The sequence below is a fragment of the Anoxybacillus tepidamans PS2 genome, from assembly GCF_000620165.1.
GTDB classification, from domain to species: Bacteria; Bacillota; Bacilli; order Bacillales; family Anoxybacillaceae; genus Anoxybacteroides; species Anoxybacteroides tepidamans_A.
In genome coordinates this window covers 103,777-123,404 of sequence record NZ_JHVN01000002.1, presented here as the reverse complement: position 1 = coordinate 123,404, position 19,628 = coordinate 103,777, and the positions used below count along the sequence as shown (strand labels likewise).

Sequence of the window (19,628 nt, the reverse complement as noted above, 5' to 3'; positions counted from 1 at the left end):
CTCTTACTTTAGTCTACACGAAAACATTCCGCTTTGCCACGTTCTTTATGGTATAATATACGAGCAATTTACACATAGGAGTGAACAAAGTGAAACGGCGAGAAAATCTTCGAAATATTGCTATTATCGCCCATGTTGACCATGGGAAAACGACGCTAGTCGATCAATTGTTGCGCCAATCAGGAACATTTCGCACGAATGAATATGTGCAAGAGCGGGCGTTAGACCGCAATGATTTAGAACGTGAACGCGGTATTACGATTTTGGCGAAAAATACAGCCATTCATTATAAAGATACGCGCATTAACATTTTAGATACGCCGGGACACGCCGATTTTGGCGGTGAAGTGGAGCGGATTATGCGAATGGTCGACGGCGTGCTGCTTGTTGTGGATGCTTATGAAGGATGCATGCCGCAAACGCGTTTTGTATTGAAAAAAGCGCTCGAGCAGCAGCTGACGCCGATAGTTGTCGTCAATAAAATCGATCGAGAGTTTGCCCGTCCGGAAGAAGTGGTAGATGAAGTCATTGATTTATTTATTGAATTGGGGGCATCAGAAGAGCAGTTAGAGTTTCCGGTTGTTTATGCGTCTGCCTTAAATGGAACGGCGAGCTTAGATCCACATAAACAAGACGATGATATGACAGCCTTGTTTGAGACGATTATTGAGCATATTCCTGCCCCTATTGACAATCGAGAAGAACCGTTGCAATTCCAGGTCGCCCTTCTTGATTATAACGACTATGTCGGACGGATTGGGATTGGTCGCGTCTTTCGCGGCACGATTAAAGTTGGACAACAGGTCGCATTAATGAAACTCGATGGAACGGTTAAGACATTCCGGGTGACAAAATTGTTCGGTTTCATCGGGCTTAAACGGATCGAGATTACAGAAGCAGAAGCGGGCGATATCATCGCGGTGTCAGGCATGGAAGATATTAACGTGGGTGAGACGGTATGCCCAATCGAGCACCAGGAAGCGCTGCCAGCGCTGCGCATTGACGAACCGACGCTAAAGATGACATTTTTAGTGAACAATAGCCCATTTGCCGGAAGAGAAGGAAAATATGTAACAGCACGTAAAATTGAAGAGCGTCTCCGGATGCAGTTAGAAACCGATGTCAGTTTGCGTGTCGAGGAAACGGATTCTCCCGATGCGTGGACTGTGTCAGGCCGCGGCGAGCTTCATTTGTCCATTTTAATTGAAAATATGCGACGTGAAGGGTTTGAATTGCAAGTATCAAAACCGGAAGTGATTATGAAAGAAATCGATGGGGTGCTTTCTGAACCGATCGAACGGGTGCAAATCGATATTCCGGAAGAGTATACAGGAGCGATTATGGAGTCGCTTGGCATGCGTAAAGGTGAAATGGTCGACATGATTCATTATGAAAATGGACAAGTCCGTTTGATATTTATGGTGCCAGCGCGCGGTTTAATTGGCTATCGCACGGAATTTATGTCTTTAACACGCGGCTACGGCATCTTAAATCATTCATTCGATCATTATGCTCCTGCGCAAAAAGGAGCGGTCGGAGGACGGCGTCAAGGTGTGCTCATTTCAATGGAAACAGGAAAGGCGACGTCTTACGGAATTATGCAGGTAGAGGATCGCGGTACGATTTTCGTGGAACCGGGCACGGAAGTATACGAAGGAATGATTGTTGGGGAGCACACGCGGGAAAATGATTTAGTCGTCAACATTTGTAAAGTGAAACACGCAACAAACATTCGTTCATCGACGAAAGAGCAAACGGTAACGATGAAAAAACCGCGTCTGATGACGCTTGAGGAAGCGCTCGAATATTTAAATGACGATGAATATTGCGAGGTAACGCCACAGTCGATTCGATTGCGCAAGAAAATTTTAGATAAAAATGAGCGAGAGAAGCTAGCTAAGAAAAAGAAAGCAGCAGAACAGGCAAGATAAAGAGGTAAGGAGGGAAGAATGTTGAACGTCATTGAAAGACTTTCCTTTTTTGCATCGTTATATCAAGTGCATACCAATCCGAAGCAAGGAATGTGGCTTCTCTATATTACAGTCCTTATATTATCGGCTATTGTATATCGACTCGGATTCGCCAAAAAGCTGCCGTTGTTGAAAAATGTAATCATTTACGCATTGCTTGCATTAGGCTGCACTATTTTAACGTTTTTTGCCGTATTTTTGCCCGTTGCCGAAGGACTAGTGATAGCCGCTCTTATTTTAATTATTTATAAAGTGCGGCTGCATCAGTCAAAGAAACAGGAAATCAAGGCGAGCGAATAAGGCGGTGGCAATGATGAAATCGTTGCAGGATGCTTTTTATAATTGGCTTACGATTCAGGTCGTAGCGGATGCTCGTCCTAATGATCGAGCGGCACAGGAAACAGCTTCCTTTTTTCGAGAAATATTAAAAAACGATTTTCGTGTTGCTAATGTTGAAGTGCAAAAAGAGGACGCGATGTATCTCATCCATTATGAGAAAGAGGAGCAACAAAAAACAATGCGCTTCCCGGCTGAATTGATTGAAGCGCTGCTTGAACAAATCGAAAATGAACCTGACAAGTATATGAATTATCCAATGTAACGGAAAAGCACTAGGCATGAAGCCTAGTGCTTTTACCATTCGTCATGGGACGCCTGCGACCGGTACAGACGAAACTTTCCCGTTGCTAGCCGCGCTTTTGTTTTTTCTGCAATCCGCTCATGGCAATCTTTACACATGTATGTGTGGATTGGACGGTTGCGTAACCGTTTAGCAAGCAATGATTCATCGTCAATGATGTTGATTTGATCACAAAGAATACATTTAACTCTCATTATACACCTCGTTGCTTCGAATCACTCTAGCTTTATTATATCATTTTTCTTTTCCTTTTTGGAGAAAATAGGTATGATAAAACCATAAATAACATTGTTTTGGAGGGGTTTTACATGGCAAACGCAGTAGAGCAAAAGCTGATAGAGCCGCTATTTCAAGCGCTACAAAAAGAACGGTTTGTGACGCTAGCGACTATTGATCATGAAACAGGCGGTCCCAACGTGAGCGCAATTTCATGGATTTACGCGCCGAGTGAAGATCGGCTTTATTTTGCGGTAGACAACCGTTCTCGTATCGTGCAAAATATTCAAAAAAATCCGCTTGTTGTTGTAAACATTATTGCTAATGAATCGACGTATTCTATTAGCGGAAAGGCGAATATTAAAGCGGAAAAAATGGAAGGGGTGCCGCTTAAGTTAGCGTTAGTGGAGATCGCTATTAGCGAAGTGCGCGATGTCATGTTTTACGGGTCAAAAATCTCTGTGGAACCAAAATATGAAAAAACGTACGACGCCCAAGCGGCTGCAAAACTCGATAACCAAGTGATGACGGCGCTTAAAAATGCTTAAGGAATAAGAGCTTAGCCTATTTCGGCTAGGCTCTTATTTATTTAAATAATCATTTGATTGCTTATTTTGCCGGTCATTTAGCTGCCTTTCTTCTCGTTTATTAAGCTCAGCGTTATTTTCATTCGTTGGGGAAGGGTTTTTCGTTTGCAATAAATCGCTTGGTATTTCCGGCATGACCCGTCCAACAATAGCAGCGATTTCGTTCATAAATGCTTGCACAGGGCGCCCATTGTCAACTTGACGAACGATATTCTTTAATCGCATATATAAATCTGGGTCAGCAATAATAATAGCATTAGCTCCGTATGGGTCCTTTTGCAAGCTTTCAGCAACAGAGTATTTAACAGTGCCTACTCGTGACGTATCCATTTTGCTATTCACGTCAATGCCGACAATCGCGTATTTTCCAACAACGAGAACGGTTGCATCGTTCACGTTCGGCACGCGGTTGGCTAAATCGACTAACCGATGAGCGATTTGTTGTCCAGATTTATTTTCGATCTTTTCATTAACCGTATTTTTCACTCGAACTAAAGATTGATCTGTCGTGCTTGAGTTATCATTGCCTAGGCCGCACCCAAACAAAAGAAAAAAGGGAAGAGCAATGCTAAGAAGAGAGCGATAGTTCATTGTTTTGCACCTCTATATGTTTTTAACTTTATTTTGCGAATCACCTTCTATCTTTATACGTTTGCTCATACTATATAACAACATCCCGTCCAAAAAAATTTAACAAATAAACGAAATGGGGGCGTGGAATTTTGGGGAACAAAATATATGTGTTAGATACAAATGTGCTTTTGCAAGATCCTTATTCCATTTTTTCATTTGAAGATAATGAAGTGGTGATCCCGGCTGTTGTGTTAGAAGAAGTTGATTCCAAAAAGCGGAACATGGATGAAGTCGGGCGAAATGCGCGTCAAGTATCGAAACTAATCGATAGGCTGCGGGAAAATGGAAAATTACACGAGAAAATTTTGTTAGACAACGGCGGGGTCCTTCGTATTGAATTAAACCATCGTTCATTTCACCAATTGCAGGAAATTTTTGTGGAAAAAACGAACGATAACCGCATTCTGGCTGTCGCCAAAAACTTATCGCTTGAAGAGCAAACAAAAGAAGACGGGCGTTCGGTCATTTTAGTGAGCAAAGATGCTCTCGTTCGCGTCAAAGCGGATGCGATTGGATTGCAGGCCGAAGATTTTTTGAGTGACCGCGTTGTCGACATTGACCATATTTATACCGGGTTTCTTGAGCTGTACATAAATATGGAGCATTTAAAGCGTTTCTATGAAAAAGGTGAACTTGTTCTTTCGGAAATTGCCCACCATCCTTTTTATCCAAATCAATTCATTATTATGAAAGATGCTCTCGGCAGTTCAGCATCCGCAATCGGAATTGTCGATCATGCAGGAAAAAAAGTGAAAAAATTAGTGTTTCAGCATGAACAGGTATGGGGGATTCGCCCCCGCAACGTCCAGCAGACGATGGCGTTTGAACTATTGATGCGCGAAGATATTTCACTTGTCACGCTGATCGGAAAGGCCGGGACAGGAAAAACGCTTCTTGCGTTAGCGGCAGGACTCATGCAGACGGAAGATATAGGAACGTATAAAAAGCTGCTTGTTGCTAGACCGATTGTTCCAGTTGGCAAGGATATCGGATTTTTACCTGGAGAAAAGCAAGAAAAGTTGCGACCATGGATGCAGCCGATTTTCGACAACCTTGAATACTTATTTAACACAAAAAAACCAGGAGAGTTAGACGCGATTTTAGCAGGAATGAGTTCCATTGAAGTAGAGGCTCTTACGTATATACGCGGTCGCAGCTTACCAGAACAGTTCATCATTATTGATGAGGCACAAAACTTAACGAAGCATGAAGTCAAAACGATTTTAACGCGCGTCGGCGAAAAAAGTAAAATTATTCTCATGGGAGATCCAGAGCAAATCGATCATCCATATTTAGATGAATATAACAATGGTTTAACATACGTTGTGGAAAAGTTTAAGGAACAAAAAATTGCCGGCCATGTCCGCCTAATTAAAGGAGAACGATCGGGATTGGCCCAGCTGGCTGCAGATTTATTGTAAAAAAGGCTGTCCCGTTTTATCGGACAGCCTAAGGGGCCATGCTATCGAACAATAAATTGCCGTACATAAGTGATTGGATGTGAGCGGTTTGAACCGTCTCCAAAATACACGTGAACAGGTCCATCTTCTTTCAATGGTTTCCCATCTTTAGAAAAACAGAGAATCAATTCATAGGCCTTTTCAAGAGGGATTGCCACCTCTTCGTTTTCGGTGATAATGCTAAACGATGTTGCCTCAGGGAGCACTTCGGCATTGCGCAAAAACGGCGCAAGCGGCATGGCAAATGTTCCAGTAATCAGCTTTTCTTTAGCGAATTTTTTTTCCGTTTTCAACGTTGGCGGAAAGACGGCCCCTTCTTGAATTTCACGATCCCAATAAGCTGAAATTTTTTGAATTTCGTCCTCTTTTTGCGATTGCTCCTCTTTTTGATTTTGACCGGAAAAATAAGATTCCAACTCGACTTTACGATCGTCGAAAATCCATACACCCGGATCCAGCGTAATCGAAAACTTAACTTTTCCTGTAATTGGAATAATACGATCCATTCTGCCTCCACCTCTGTAAAATGTTTGCGCACTAACATTCATTTGTTTATCGTAAAATAATGGATAACGAAAAAATACGCTAGTTTTAGTATAATGATAAATAGCAGGTTTGTCATGCTCAAGCGGTGACAAGTCTTTCATCTTGCAAAATTTTTTGATTCACGTTAAGATTTATAGAAGGATTAGGGGAGAACGGAGGGATCGATGTGACAGACGGTGCAGTTAACTATCGAGAAAAAGCGTATGCGCTTCTGAAAACAGATGCGGACAAAATTGTCAAGCTCATTCAAGTGCAAATGGACAACTTAACAATGCCCCAATGCCCTCTTTACGAAGAAGTGCTTGATACGCAAATGTTTGGCCTATCGCGCGAAATTGATTTTGCCATTCGGCTAGGTCTTGTTGACGAAAAGGATGGAAAAGCACTTCTTGACACGTTGGAACGTGAACTTTCAATGCTTCACGAAGCTTCCACAAAAAAGCGTGTACGATAATGATAGATGTTGACTCAAACGGTTGAAATCCGGCAATCGTTTGAGTTTTTGTGTTTTTAGAAGGAAAACGAAATCTTATTGCGAATGTTACTTAATAGTATAACATCAGTAAGGAAGAGGAAAGATGGACAAGCAACTGTTTAGAAATATTATGAAATCTTATGATTATCCGCTCATTATTGCTATTTGGATGCTTGCGATCTTTGGACTAATTATGGTGTACAGTTCGAGCATGGTAGCGGCTGTGACACGATTTGGAGTAGCGAGCGATTATTTTTTCCAAAAGCAGAAAATGTGGCTGATTATTTCTGCTTTTTGCTTTTTGTTTACGATGATCGTCCCATATAAAATATGGGCGGGAAAAAAAATGGTCCAAGCAATCTTTTTTATTTCTCCAATCCTTTTGATTGCCGTTGCTTTTCTTGGTCATACTGCAAACAATGCGACAAGCTGGTTTAGGCTAGGCTTTTTTAGCATCCAACCGGCGGAGCTTGTAAAGCTAGGACTCATTGTCTATTTGTCGGCGGTGTTTGCCAACAAACAAAAAAGGCTAGCAGAGCCGGTGAGAGGGCAGCTCTTTCCTATTTATTATACATTATGGATTTGTTTTCTTATCGCCATTCAACCCGATTTTGGAACAGCGATGATTGTGCTGTTTATCGCTTCATGCATTATTTTATCTTCGGGTTTAAGTTTTCGTTTATTATGGAAGCAATTGTTGTTTTTTATATTAATGGCTTCTTTGGCTGCTCCTGCTATTCTTCCTTTTGTGTGGAGCAAAATTTTCTCAAAAGAAAGAATGTCGCGCATTTACGGGTTTCTTGATCCATTTAAATATTTTGATGACGCTGGATTCCAATTAGTCAATTCTTATTTAGCCATCGGTCTTGGCGGATTGAAAGGGCTTGGGCTCGGTCAAAGTATTCAAAAATATGGATATTTGCCTGAATCGCATACCGACTTTATCATTGCTGTGATTGCTGAAGAATTGGGACTGTTTGGGGTTGCATTTGTCCTTTTGCTTTTAGCCTTTATTGTTTTAAGAGGATTTTGGATTGCTAGGAAATGCAATGATGCGTTCGGCAGTTTACTTTCGATCGGCATTTCTTCAATGATTGGCATCCAGACATTCATTAACGTAGGCGGTGCCACGGGACTAATACCGATTACTGGTGTCCCGCTTCCACTGGTGAGTTATGGTGGTTCGGCGCTTGTTCTGTTTATGACTTCTCTTGGTGTATTAACGAATATATCGATGTTTGTAAAATACGAAGCCCAATATAAACATAAAACAAAAGTGGACGTTGATGAAAAAAAACCGTTAAAAAGAGGTCTGACTTTTTAGAAAGCATATTTACAAATTTACAAAACCATTATAGTTTTATTAGAAAGGAGGAGAGGAATAAAAGATGAAAACACGTCGAATTAACAAAGTATTAGTTGCAAACCGCGGCGAAATCGCAATTCGCGTCTTTCGTGCCTGCAATGAGCTAGGCATTCGTACTGTTGCTATTTATTCTAAAGAGGATGCCGGCTCTTATCACCGATATAAGGCGGATGAAGCGTATTTAGTTGGCGAAGGAAAAAAGCCAATTGAAGCTTACCTAGATATCGAAGGGATCATTGAAATTGCAAAAGCGCATGATGTTGATGCGATTCATCCAGGATATGGATTCCTTTCAGAAAATATTCAATTTGCGAAACGATGCGTTGAGGAAGGCATCATTTTCATCGGACCGAACGAAGAGCATTTGGACATGTTCGGTGATAAAGTAAAAGCTCGCCATCAAGCGGAGTTAGCCGGAATTCCCGTCATTCCGGGAAGCGATGGTCCGGCACATAGTTTAGAAGAAGTCGTTCGTTTTGGCGAGAAATATGGGTATCCGATTATTATTAAAGCAGCTTTAGGCGGCGGCGGTCGCGGCATGCGCATCGTCCGCTCAAAGGCGGAAGTGAAAGAAGCGTATGAGCGAGCAAAATCAGAAGCAAAAGCGGCGTTTGGAAGCGAAGATGTGTATGTTGAAAAGCTGATTGAAAAGCCGAAGCATATTGAAGTTCAAATTTTGGGCGATTACGCTGGAAACATTGTTCATCTATACGATAGAGATTGCTCTGTGCAACGCCGCCATCAGAAGGTTGTTGAGGTAGCTCCGAGCGTCTCGTTGTCGGATGCGCTGCGCCGAGACATTTGTGAAGCAGCGGTCAAACTGATGAAAAACGTCGGGTATGTCAATGCGGGAACGGTTGAGTTTCTCGTTTCAGGGGATCAGTTTTATTTCATAGAAGTCAATCCGCGCATTCAAGTAGAGCACACGATTACGGAAATGGTCACAGGTATCGATATTGTGCAGTCACAAATTTTAATAGCGGAAGGGCACACGCTTCATAGTGAACAAGTTGGAATTCCAGCACAAGAAGATATTCGAATTAATGGATATGCGATTCAGTCGCGTGTAACGACCGAAGATCCGCTAAATAACTTTATGCCTGATACTGGAAAAATTATGGCGTACCGTTCAGGCGGTGGCTTTGGTGTGCGCTTAGATGCCGGAAACGGGTTCCAAGGAGCGGTCATTACACCATATTACGACTCGTTGCTTGTGAAATTATCCACATGGGCGTTAACATTCGAACAAGCAGCGCGGAAAATGCTCCGCAACTTGCGCGAGTTCCGCATTCGCGGCATTAAAACGAACATTCCGTTTTTAGAAAACGTCGTGCAGCATCCAAAGTTTTTATCAGGGGAGTATGATACGTCGTTTATCGATACGACGCCGGAATTGTTCGTGTTTCCGAAACGGAAAGACCGCGGAACGAAGATGCTCACATACATCGGCAATGTGACGGTCAACGGATTCCCAGGCATAGGCAAGAAGAAAAAACCGGTGTTTGAAAAGCCGCGCATTCCGAAAATGGACGATTCAAAGCCAATTGCTAGCGGCACGAAGCAAATTTTAGACGAAAAAGGGGCTGAAGGGCTCGTAGCCTGGATTCAAGAGCAAAATCGGGTGCTTTTAACCGATACGACATTCCGTGACGCTCACCAATCGCTGCTTGCCACTCGTGTTCGTACAACGGATCTAGTGCATATTGCTGAACCGACGGTCCGGCTGTTGCCGAATTTGTTCTCCCTTGAGATGTGGGGAGGAGCAACGTTTGATGTCGCCTATCGTTTCTTGAAGGAAGATCCATGGGATCGCTTGTTGAAGTTGCGCAAGCGGGTTCCAAATGTCCTATTCCAAATGTTGCTTCGCTCTGCTAATGCGGTTGGTTACAAAAACTATCCAGATAACGTCATTCAAGAATTTGTTGAGAAGTCAGCGCACGCTGGCATCGATGTTTTCCGCATTTTTGACAGCTTAAACTGGGTCAAGGGAATGACTGTTGCCATTGATGCTGTGAAACAAACAGGAAAAGTGGCGGAAGCTGCTATTTGCTATACAGGAGACATTTTAGACCCTGCCCGTCCAAAATATAATCTTGAATATTATAAAGCGTTGGCAAAAGAACTGGAAGCAGCAGGCGCACATATTTTGGCGATTAAAGATATGGCTGGACTATTGAAGCCGCAAGCAGCGTATATACTCATTTCCGCTTTAAAAGAAACAGTCGATATTCCGATTCATCTTCATACGCATGATACGAGCGGCAACGGTATTTATATGTATGCAAAAGCGATCGAAGCGGGCGTTGACATTGTTGATGTAGCGATTAGTTCGATGGCTGGACTAACATCGCAGCCAAGTGCCAATACGCTTTATTATGCATTAGAAGGAACAGAGCGCGCTCCGCTCGTTGATATCCAAGGGCTTGAACAGCTTTCTCGCTATTGGGAAGATGTACGCAAGTTTTACCAAGAGTTTGAAAGTGGCATGAATGCTCCGCATACGGAAGTGTATATGCATGAAATGCCAGGGGGACAATATAGCAACTTACAGCAGCAAGCGAAAGCAGTAGGGCTTGGCGATCGCTGGGATGAAGTAAAAGAAATGTATCGGCGCGTCAACGACTTGTTTGGCGATATTGTCAAAGTAACTCCTTCATCTAAAGTAGTGGGAGATATGGCGCTTTATATGGTGCAAAATAATTTAACGGAACAAGATATTTATGAGCGGGGAGAGACGCTTGACTTCCCGGATTCCGTTGTGGAATTGTTTGAAGGATATTTAGGACAAACGCCGGGCGGGTTCCCGAAAGAGCTGCAGCGCATTATTTTAAAAGGGCGCGAACCGATCACAGTCAGACCAGGGGAATTGCTCGAACCAGTTGATTTCGGCAAAATTAAAGAAGAACTGTTCCATACGCTAGGAAGGGAAGCAACTGATTTTGATGCGATTGCTTACGCTCTTTATCCTAAAGTATTCCTAGAGTATACGCAGACGGTTGAAAAATTCGGCGATATCTCTGTTCTTGATACCCCAACGTTCCTTTACGGCATGAGACTTGGAGAAGAAATTGAAGTCGAAATCGAAAAAGGAAAAACATTAATCGTGAAATTAGTGGCAATCGGTCAGCCGCAAGCCGATGGCACACGGGTCGTTTATTTCGAATTAAACGGCCAGCCGCGTGAAGTTATCATTCGCGATGAAAGCATTAAGTCGGCAGTTGTCGAGCGAATTAAAGCTGATAAAAACAATCCGAACCACATTGCGGCCACGATGCCTGGAACGGTTGTGAAAGTGCTCGTAGAATCAGGTGAAAAGGTGAACAAAGGCGATCATTTAATGATTACAGAAGCGATGAAAATGGAAACAACGGTGCAGGCGCCGTTTTCGGGAATCGTCAAAGATATTTATGTGAAAAATGGAGATGCGATTCAGGCGGGCGATTTGCTCATTGAGTTAACGAAATAAAATAAAGCGCTAGGAGAAATCCTAGCGCTTTTCTATTTAACAAGAGCGTGTGTATGATGTTCAAGTTGTCGTGAGAGCTGTTCGTTTTGTTTGCTTCGCACCGCAAGCAATAACAAATAACTAAGCACGCCGAATAAGCACGAGATGAAAAAGGCATGGGCTAGAGCGATATATAAGTTTAACTGTGTAAAGACGGCCAGCGCACCGGTTGCCATCTGCAATAAAACGAGAACGAGAGCGGCGATCCATCCCCAGTAAATCACCCGTTGATGTTTATGATATTTAATTGCACGAATTGTTGCTATGAAAATCCAAACGATAATTAACCCCGCTGCAAGGCGATGGCCCATTTGAATCCATTCATGGAGTTGCATAGGAAAAGGGCGTGTATTAGAACAGAGCGGCCAGCTAGGACATGCTAGGCTCGCATGTTTGTGTCGAACGAGCGCCCCCGTATAGACGACAATATAACAATAAGAGATTATACCGTAAATGTGCATTTTCATCTTGCTGTCAATAACTAATGACTGAGCGTCGAATTTTTTATCGATTTCAAAAATAAGAAGTGTTAATAAAAAAACCGAAGCAAACGATATAAGAGAAATGCCAAAATGCAAGGCCAGCACAAAATCAGACTGCCCCCATACAACAGCGGCTGCGCCGATAAGACCTTGGAGGACAAGAAAAATAAATGAAACGCTCGCCAAAAACTTCGTTTCACGAATATGCCCGATTGCCCGCCATGACCAAATCGACAAGGCAAGCACCAAGAATCCCGCCAGACCTGAAACTAGACGGTGGCTTAATTCTATCACAAGCTCTGGAGTGATGTTCGACGGAATGATCTCACCTTGACAAAGCGGCCAAGAACGTCCACATCCCATTCCAGATCCCGTCTTTGTCACTAGCGCTCCACCAATTAACACAAACAGCATCGCAATTGTCGTTGCTAAAGCAAACCATTTTAAAGAACGTTGCAAAATTCTTCACCTACTTGTATTGGAAAGTATTGATTTTGTCAATAATCTAGTAAAGTATATGTTTATCTTACACGAAATAAGCAGATCGAGCAATTTCGACAATGAGCAACATTATTTTATAACATATTCAAAGTGGAAAACAAATAAATGCTTATTTCTGCAAAAAATGTTGAATGTTGCGCGGGAGTTTGCTAGAAATATTAATGGGCATATACAAGGGGCAACATTTTAGTCAAAAATTTGACACAAATTATCCAAAAAAAGTTCACAATTCGCTAAAAAAATGTGATTTAATATTATAAAGAAAGGAATAACGATTAAAAATGTGTTAAAATACGTTAAGATATTGATGAGTGCTTGTAAACGTATTCATGTGGCCTGTTACTCCGAGTGTGGAGCGGGGAATGAAGGAGGAATCAATGATGGCAAATGAAGCGGCCACTCAAACTCGTGAAGAAGTTCAAAGTGTACAATTGACGAGTGTATGGAAAGATTTTCTTTCTGTTATAAAAATCGGCATTGTGAACTCGAATTTAATTACGACGTTTACGGGATTATGGCTTGCGTTTTATTTTATGGGAGAAGGATTCCTCGAGAATCTTCAAACCGTCTTTTTTACTCTTTTTGGCTCAGCTCTTATTATTGCTGGCGCTTGTAGCATAAATAATTTTATTGATCGTGATATTGATCATTTAATGGAGCGAACAAAAACAAGACCGACTGTAAAAGGGACGATGGAACCGAAGCGGGTCTTGTGGCTTGGTATTTTGCTTACTGTTGTCGGAACGCTTAGCTTGCTCATGACAACGGTCACAGCAGCTATTGTTGGCTTAATCGGCGTCGTCACATATGTGTTTTTATATACTATGTGGTCGAAGCGGAGCAATACATTAAACACAGTGATTGGAAGCATCTCCGGCGCGGTCCCGCCTGTGATCGGTTGGACAGCCGTTGATCCGAATTTTCATATTGTTCCGCTCGTTTTATTCTTGTTGATGTTTTTATGGCAACCGCCACATTTCTTGGCGCTTGCGATGAAGCGATGTGAAGAGTATCGTGCGGCAGGCATTCCAATGTTGCCTGTTGTCCATGGTTTTTCGGTTACAAAGCGGCAGATTGTTGTGTGGATTGCTTGTTTGTTGCCGCTGCCGTTTTATTTATTTTCTTTAGGCAAACTGTTTCTTGTTATTGCTACTTTATTGAATGTAGGATGGCTTGCGTTAGGGCTTTATGGCTTTAAAATGAAAGACGATTTAAAATGGGCAAAATGGATGTTTGTTTATTCGTTAAATTATTTAACTATTTTATTTGTTGCTATGGTGATTTCAGCCATTGACTAATGTGTTTACAATTCTTTCTACATTAATATAGAGAAAGAATTTATATACTTTATTCAAAATTGAAAGAGGGGTTTGATTAGGCTATGAAGAAATGGCTACTTAATTGGCGCTTATTTTCTCTTTTTAGCGTAATGGCGCTTCTATTAGCCGGTTGTGGCAAGCCGTTTTTATCGACGCTGCAACCAGCCGGTGAAGTAGCAGATATGCAGTATTCACTTATGCTGCTAAGCACAGCCATCATGGTTCTTGTTATTGTTGTTGTAACAATTATCTTCGTCTATGTTGTCATTCGTTTCCGGCAACGTAAAGGCGAAGAAAAGAAAATTCCAAAGCAAGTGGAAGGAAGCCACACGCTAGAAATTATTTGGACTGTCATTCCAATTATTCTTCTTCTTATTTTGGCGGTTCCGACCGTTTCAGCGACGTTTAAACTTTCTGATGTAAAGCCAATGAATAAAGAAAAGCGCGATAAACACACAGTCGTTGTTAATGTACGCGCAAATCTGTATTGGTGGGAGTTTGAATACCCTGACTATGGCATTATCACAAGCCAAGAGTTAGTCGTTCCTACGAATGAACGTGTCTACTTTAATTTGAAGGCTTCTGATGTGAAGCACTCTTTCTGGATTCCGGCGGTTGGCGGAAAAATGGATACGAACACTGATAACAAAAACCAATTTTGGTTAGAGTTTGACCAAAAAGCAGCAGACAAAGCAGGAGGCATTTTCTACGGAAAATGTGCGGAGCTCTGTGGGCCGTCTCATGCTTTAATGGACTTCAAAGTAAAACCGCTTCCTAGAAAAGAGTTCGATCAATGGGTAGAGAAAATGAAAAATGCAAAACCAGTTGTTACGGACTCAGTTGCAAAAGAAGGGGAAGCAATCTTTAATAAAAGCTGTATCGGTTGCCATGCTGTAACTCCAGTGGATAAGCGTCCGGAGCAAGCGCGTACAGCACCAAACTTAGCTAACTTTGGCGATCGCACTCGCATTGCCGGCATTTTAGAACATAACGAAGAAAACTTAAAGAAATGGTTAAAAGATCCTAACAGCGTGAAACCTGGCAACAAAATGGCAGGTACATATGGCAATTTGACTGACGATCAAATTAACGCGTTAACGAAATATTTAATGAGCTTGAAAGTGGAATAATTCAGGGGATTTATATCAAAAAGGGAGGTTAAATCGTGAGTACAGTAGCTCGCAAAAAGAGCGTAATTTGGGACTACCTTACGACGGTCGACCACAAGAAAATCGCCATTCTTTACTTGATTGCCGGTGGCTTTTTCTTTCTTGTCGGTGGTCTTGAAGCTCTATTTATTCGTATTCAGCTTGCTAAGCCGAACAACGACTTTTTAGTTGGCGGTCTGTATAACCAAGTGTTGACAATGCACGGTACAACGATGATTTTCTTGGCTGCGATGCCGCTCATTTTTGCGATGATGAATGCGGTTGTGCCGATTCAAATTGGGGCGCGCGACGTTGCGTTTCCATTTTTGAACGCATTAGGTTTCTGGTTGTTCTTTTTCGGAGGAGTGTTCCTCAACTGTTCTTGGTTTTTAGGTGGAGCGCCTGATGCAGGTTGGACTTCGTATGCGTCTTTATCGCTTGAGTCGCCAGGACACGGTATCGACTTTTATGTACTAGGGCTGCAGATTTCAGGTTTTGGTACGTTAATGGGTGGTATTAACTTCCTAGTTACAATTATTAACATGCGCGCACCTGGAATGACGTATATGCGCATGCCGATGTTTACTTGGGCATCATTTGTTACGTCTGCGCTAATTTTATTTGCGTTTCCTCCGCTTACTGTCGGTTTAGTATTCATGATGATGGACCGTTTATTCGGAGGTAACTTCTTCCATCCGGCGCAAGGCGGTAACACGATTATTTGGGAGCACTTATTCTGGATTTTTGGTCACCCAGAAGTGTACATTTTAGTGTTGCCGGCATTCGGTATTTTCTCGGAAATTTTTGCAACGTTCTCGAAAAAACGTTTGTTTGGATATTCTTCAATGGTATTTGCGACAGTATTGATCGGATTTTTAGGATTCATGGTGTGGGCGCACCACATGTTCACAACCGGTATGGGGCCAATTGCTAATGCCATTTTCGCAGTGGCTACAATGGCGATTGCGGTGCCAACAGGTATCAAAATCTTTAACTGGCTCTTTACAATGTGGGGCGGAAACATTCGCTTCACAACACCAATGCTGTATGCAGTAGCGTTTATCCCATCGTTCGTTATGGGTGGCGTTACAGGGGTTATGAACGCTGCGGCAGCAGCTGACTATCAATATCATGATAGCTATTTCGTTGTAGCGCATTTCCACTACGTAATCGTAGGTGGGGTTGTCTTTGCGCTCCTAGCTGGTGTTCACTATTGGTGGCCAAAAATGTTTGGGAAAATGTTAAATGAAGCACTTGGTAAAACTACGTTCTGGTTGTTCTTAATCGGATTCCATTTAACATTCTTTATCCAGCATTTCCTTGGTTTAATGGGGATGCCACGTCGCGTCTTTACGTATTTGCCTGGTCAAGGATTTGAAACAGGAAACTTAATTAGTACAGTAGGTGCCTTTTTCATGGCAGCTGCCACAATTATTCTTTTAGTTAACGTTATCATCACAACTGCTAAAGGGAAAAAAGCAGAAGCGGACGCATGGGGTGTTGGCCGTACGCTTGAGTGGGCTGTCGCTTCTCCGCCGCCAGAATACAACTTTGCGCAAACTCCACTTGTGCGTGGATTGGATGCATTATGGATTGAAAAAATGGAAGGCAAAAAAGGTTTAACGCCTGCAGAACCATTAGGCGATATTCACATGCCTAACTCTTCAATCTTGCCATTTGTTATTTCGCTTGGTTTATTTATTGCAGCCTTCGGTTTTATGTACCATAATCAGCATTCTTGGGGGCTATTCGTGGGAATCGGCGGATTGTTAATTACGCTTGGTTCGATGTTCTTACGTTCCGTCATCGATGATCACGGCTTCCACATTCATAAAGAAGAAATTATGGAAGCAGAAAAGGGGGTTAAGGCATAATGCATGCTGAAGAAAAATTAACAGCGGAAACATTTCCTGCAGCACCTGAAAAAGCCACCCTCGAAGGGAAAAATAAATTTTTAGGTTTTTGGTTATTCTTAGGGGGAGAGACGGTTCTCTTCGCCTCCCTCTTTGCTACTTATTTGGCATTGAGAGATAAAACAGCTGGCGGGCCACCTGCACACGAATTGTTTAGAATGCCGCTTGTATTCGTGGCAACGATGCTTCTATTAACGAGTAGCTTGACAAGCGTGTATGCAATTTACCACATGAAAAATTTTGATTTTAAGAAAATGCAGCTTTGGTTCGCGATTACTGTGCTGCTAGGTGCAGGCTTCTTAGGACTTGAGATTTTTGAGTTTAATGAATACGTCCATGAAGGACATGTATTTACGAAAAGCGCTTTTGCTTCTTCATTCTATACATTGGTTGGAACACACGGAGGTCACGTTGCATTCGGATTGCTGTGGATTTTGACGTTAATGATCCGCAATGCAAAGCGCGGATTAAATCTGTACAACGCGCCAAAATTCTACGTAGCAAGTTTATATTGGCACTTTATTGACGTTGTATGGGTGTTCATTTTTACCGTTGTATATCTAATGGGAATGGTGGGGTGATTGTATGGCAAATCATACAAATACAGGCAACCCAAACGTGGATTTAGCATACCGTCGCAAAAAGAATGCTGAAGAAATGAAGCACCAAGTCATCTCATTTGTTTTAATGATTGCACTAACGTTAGTTGCCTTTTTTGCAGTCGGTTATGACGAGTTTTCTCACTGGTTTTCAGTGCCATTTATTTTACTGCTTGCCGCTGTGCAAGTAGCGTTTCAACTCTACTATTTTATGCATATGAGTCATAAAGGTCATGAAGTTCCAGCTCTATTTATTTATGGCGGGGTGCTCGTTGCATTCTTAACCATTTGGGCGTTTATGACTGTTGTTTGGTGGTAATCAAAAAGGAAATCGGCGCTGCCGATTTCCTTTTTCACATCATAGGGACATTTAATAGACAAACGTTTAATGTATAGTATAATGATGAAAGAGAGGTGAGAATATGCTTGCATCATTGCAAATGTTTGGCTTTATGGCTCTATGGAGTCCCATTTTTCTAGGAGTACTTCTAGTCATTGCCATCCTTTATGTTTTAGCGGTAGGTCGATGGCGTGAAAGAATGGCGACAGAGGAGTTGACGCCTACAAAGCAAAAGACTTATTTTTTTGTAGGGCTTGTGCTTCTTTATGTGATCAAAGGCTCTCCTATCGATTTACTTGGACATTTAATGTTCAGTGCTCATATGACGCAAATGGCGGTATTGTATTTAATCATCCCGCAATGCTTTATCTTAGGAATTCCAAATTGGATGTATGAACAGCTGTTTCGTATGAAAGCAATAAAACGTACGTTTGCTTTTTTTACAAAACCGCTTATTTCCTTATTATTATTTAACGGTTTGTTTTCGTTTTACCACGTACCGTTTATTTTTGATGCCATTAAAACAAATATGCTTTATCACGCAATGGTTACGACAGTCATTTTTATTTCCGCCTTTTTCATGTGGTGGCCGGTGATTAATAAATTGTCAGAGTGGCAAACGTTGTCCAATATTAAAAAAGTAGGCTATATTTTTGCCAATGGCGTGCTTCTAACTCCTGCGTGCGCTCTTATTATTTTTGCGGATACACCGTTATATAAGACATTTTCAGATCCGCAAGCATGGCTTAACGCTCTTCAGCTTTGCGTGCCAAAGGGGACACTGGCGTCATTGCATTTAACGGGACCGGAAATGTTTTTATCAATGTCGCTTATCCATGACCAACAACTTGGCGGCGTCTTAATGAAAATTATTCAAGAAATTGTGTACGGAGCAATGTTATTCTTTATTTTCATTGACTGGTATCGAAAAGAACGCGAGAAGGAGCCATCGTTAGAAACGATTGCTTCACCGCATCCTTCCGAATCATAACTAGAGTTAAAGCGAGGAAAAGGATATGGAACATTCATTGCCGATTTTACCAACCATTAGCACAAGTTGCATTGTTATCAGTGCTGCGCTAGTAGCATACGGGTGGAGCCTTATTCGAAAACGAAAGATCGAGGCGCATAAAAAAGTGATGCTTTGGGCAGCGGCGTTTGCTCTAGCGTTTTTTCTCGTTTATTTATCGAGAACTGTGTTTATTGGAAACACAAGTTTTGGCGGCCCGGACGATGTGAAAATATACTATACTATTTTCTTAGTGTTCCACATTTTTTTAGCGACAGTAGGAGCTATTTTTGGGATTGTTACACTTTTAACGGGTTTAAAAAACAACTTAGTTAAACATAAAAAATTAGGGCCGATTACAAGCGTTATTTGGTTTTTTACAGCTGTGACAGGTGTCGCTGTCTACTCGCTTCTTTATGTGTTCTATCATGGAGGAGAGACGACATCAATGATTAAGGCGATTTTAGGATTTTAGATAGCTCGACATAAAGGTCGGGCTTTTCTTTTAGGCCCCCTCTGTAAACAATGTGTAGGTGGAGGGGTTCGTGGGAAACAGAGGATGATAAACGGCATATAAATATAAAAATATTTTGCCCGCAGGAGGAAAACGATGAAGGGAGCAGCTCGGTTGCGCCGTTCTAGTGCAGCCTATTTGACGTTAGTAACGATTGCAACGATGTGCCTGCGTGAACAAAAAGAAATCGTGCTCGATGAAACAACTGTAGATGTTTTGTTTCATGAGAAATTTTATTGTACGATCGCCGTTACGGCAGTTATAAAATATGGGGCCGCTATTATTCCGGTATGCGAAAAGTTGCAAGAGCAAATCGCCGCTGAAATTCAAGTAATGACCCCATTTGTTGCAAAACATGTCCATATTTTTGTGAAACGTCTTGCGGATGCAAAAATAAATGCATGA

Annotated in this window: 20 protein-coding genes; 16 read left to right on the top strand and 4 right to left on the bottom strand. The window is 42.0% G+C overall.

Annotated features, from left to right (window positions below; translation table 11 throughout):
* Positions 1-89 precede the first annotated feature (89 nt).
* From typA to N667_RS0103400, 3 genes are read left to right on the top strand one after another with little or no spacing between them, the layout of a single operon-like run.
* Entirely contained in the window at positions 90-1,931 is a 1,842-nt protein-coding gene (gene typA / locus N667_RS0103410) for a translational GTPase TypA (protein WP_027408276.1), read from the top strand.
* Positions 1,932-1,952: 21 nt separating this feature from the next.
* Positions 1,953-2,270, top strand: a complete 318-nt coding sequence (locus N667_RS0103405) for a YlaH-like family protein (RefSeq protein ID WP_027408275.1) — start codon at positions 1,953-1,955, stop codon at positions 2,268-2,270.
* A gap of 13 nt (positions 2,271-2,283) precedes the next feature.
* Entirely contained in the window at positions 2,284-2,571 is a 288-nt protein-coding gene (locus N667_RS0103400) for a hypothetical protein (RefSeq protein ID WP_027408274.1), read from the top strand.
* Between the two features lie 32 nt (positions 2,572-2,603).
* Here the strand turns inward: N667_RS0103400 and N667_RS0103395 are convergent, their stop codons facing one another.
* Complete coding sequence (locus N667_RS0103395) at positions 2,604-2,804, bottom strand: YlaI family protein (protein ID WP_027408273.1); 201 nt, start codon at positions 2,802-2,804, stop codon at positions 2,604-2,606.
* Between the two features lie 114 nt (positions 2,805-2,918).
* Here N667_RS0103395 and N667_RS0103390 point away from each other — a divergent pair, with 114 nt between their 5' ends.
* Positions 2,919-3,374: a pyridoxamine 5'-phosphate oxidase family protein gene (locus N667_RS0103390; protein WP_027408272.1), complete on the top strand. Its 456-nt coding sequence runs from the start codon at positions 2,919-2,921 to the stop codon at positions 3,372-3,374.
* 33 nt (positions 3,375-3,407) lie between these two features.
* Here N667_RS0103390 and N667_RS0103385 read toward each other — a convergent pair whose 3' ends face one another.
* Positions 3,408-4,004 carry a YhcN/YlaJ family sporulation lipoprotein gene (locus N667_RS0103385; protein ID WP_027408271.1) on the bottom strand — a complete coding sequence of 199 codons (597 nt, stop codon included), beginning with the start codon at positions 4,002-4,004 and terminating at the stop codon, positions 3,408-3,410.
* Positions 4,005-4,135: 131 nt separating this feature from the next.
* Here N667_RS0103385 and N667_RS0103380 point away from each other — a divergent pair, with 131 nt between their 5' ends.
* Entirely contained in the window at positions 4,136-5,467 is a 1,332-nt protein-coding gene (locus N667_RS0103380; protein ID WP_027408270.1) for a PhoH family protein, read from the top strand.
* 41 nt (positions 5,468-5,508) lie between these two features.
* On the opposite strand, the gene N667_RS0103375 is transcribed toward N667_RS0103380, so the two are convergent.
* Positions 5,509-6,012 (bottom strand): hypothetical protein, encoded by a 504-nt coding sequence (locus N667_RS0103375; protein ID WP_027408269.1) that lies wholly within the window; start codon positions 6,010-6,012, stop codon positions 5,509-5,511.
* 206 nt (positions 6,013-6,218) lie between these two features.
* On the opposite strand from N667_RS0103375, the gene N667_RS0103370 reads away from it, so the two are divergent.
* From N667_RS0103370 to pyc, 3 genes are all read left to right on the top strand, one after another.
* Positions 6,219-6,506, top strand: a complete 288-nt coding sequence (locus N667_RS0103370) for a YlaN family protein (RefSeq protein ID WP_027408268.1) — start codon at positions 6,219-6,221, stop codon at positions 6,504-6,506.
* A 124-nt stretch (positions 6,507-6,630) separates the two neighbouring features.
* Complete coding sequence (locus N667_RS0103365; RefSeq protein ID WP_027408267.1) at positions 6,631-7,851, top strand: FtsW/RodA/SpoVE family cell cycle protein; 1,221 nt, start codon at positions 6,631-6,633, stop codon at positions 7,849-7,851.
* Between the two features lie 64 nt (positions 7,852-7,915).
* Positions 7,916-11,359 carry a pyruvate carboxylase gene (gene pyc / locus N667_RS0103360; protein ID WP_027408266.1) on the top strand — a complete coding sequence of 1,148 codons (3,444 nt, stop codon included), beginning with the start codon at positions 7,916-7,918 and terminating at the stop codon, positions 11,357-11,359.
* A gap of 32 nt (positions 11,360-11,391) precedes the next feature.
* On the opposite strand, the gene N667_RS18220 is transcribed toward pyc, so the two are convergent.
* Complete coding sequence (locus tag N667_RS18220; protein WP_035097955.1) at positions 11,392-12,339, bottom strand: COX15/CtaA family protein; 948 nt, start codon at positions 12,337-12,339, stop codon at positions 11,392-11,394.
* A gap of 422 nt (positions 12,340-12,761) precedes the next feature.
* Here N667_RS18220 and cyoE point away from each other — a divergent pair, with 422 nt between their 5' ends.
* The 8 genes from cyoE to N667_RS0103315 all read left to right on the top strand — a co-directional run bounded on the left by cyoE (position 12,762) and on the right by N667_RS0103315 (position 19,628).
* Positions 12,762-13,679 (top strand): heme o synthase, encoded by a 918-nt coding sequence (cyoE, locus tag N667_RS0103350; protein ID WP_027408265.1) that lies wholly within the window; start codon positions 12,762-12,764, stop codon positions 13,677-13,679.
* Positions 13,680-13,762: 83 nt separating this feature from the next.
* On the top strand, positions 13,763-14,830 hold the full coding sequence (gene coxB, locus N667_RS0103345) for a cytochrome c oxidase subunit II (RefSeq protein ID WP_027408264.1): 1,068 nt from the start codon (positions 13,763-13,765) through the stop codon (positions 14,828-14,830).
* Positions 14,831-14,865: 35 nt separating this feature from the next.
* Positions 14,866-16,722, top strand: a complete 1,857-nt coding sequence (gene ctaD / locus N667_RS0103340; RefSeq protein ID WP_027408263.1) for a cytochrome c oxidase subunit I — start codon at positions 14,866-14,868, stop codon at positions 16,720-16,722.
* Positions 16,722-17,342 (top strand): cytochrome c oxidase subunit III, encoded by a 621-nt coding sequence (gene ctaE / locus N667_RS0103335; RefSeq protein WP_027408262.1) that lies wholly within the window; start codon positions 16,722-16,724, stop codon positions 17,340-17,342. The genes ctaD and ctaE overlap by 1 nt, the downstream gene beginning before the upstream one ends.
* Positions 17,343-17,346: 4 nt before the next feature.
* Positions 17,347-17,679: a cytochrome c oxidase subunit IVB gene (gene ctaF, locus N667_RS0103330; protein WP_027408261.1), complete on the top strand. Its 333-nt coding sequence runs from the start codon at positions 17,347-17,349 to the stop codon at positions 17,677-17,679.
* A gap of 103 nt (positions 17,680-17,782) precedes the next feature.
* Positions 17,783-18,691 carry a cytochrome c oxidase assembly factor CtaG gene (ctaG, locus tag N667_RS0103325; RefSeq protein ID WP_027408260.1) on the top strand — a complete coding sequence of 303 codons (909 nt, stop codon included), beginning with the start codon at positions 17,783-17,785 and terminating at the stop codon, positions 18,689-18,691.
* 25 nt (positions 18,692-18,716) lie between these two features.
* Complete coding sequence (locus N667_RS0103320; protein ID WP_027408259.1) at positions 18,717-19,184, top strand: DUF420 domain-containing protein; 468 nt, start codon at positions 18,717-18,719, stop codon at positions 19,182-19,184.
* A 135-nt stretch (positions 19,185-19,319) separates the two neighbouring features.
* Positions 19,320-19,628 (top strand): Asp23/Gls24 family envelope stress response protein, encoded by a 309-nt coding sequence (locus N667_RS0103315; protein ID WP_027408258.1) that lies wholly within the window; start codon positions 19,320-19,322, stop codon positions 19,626-19,628.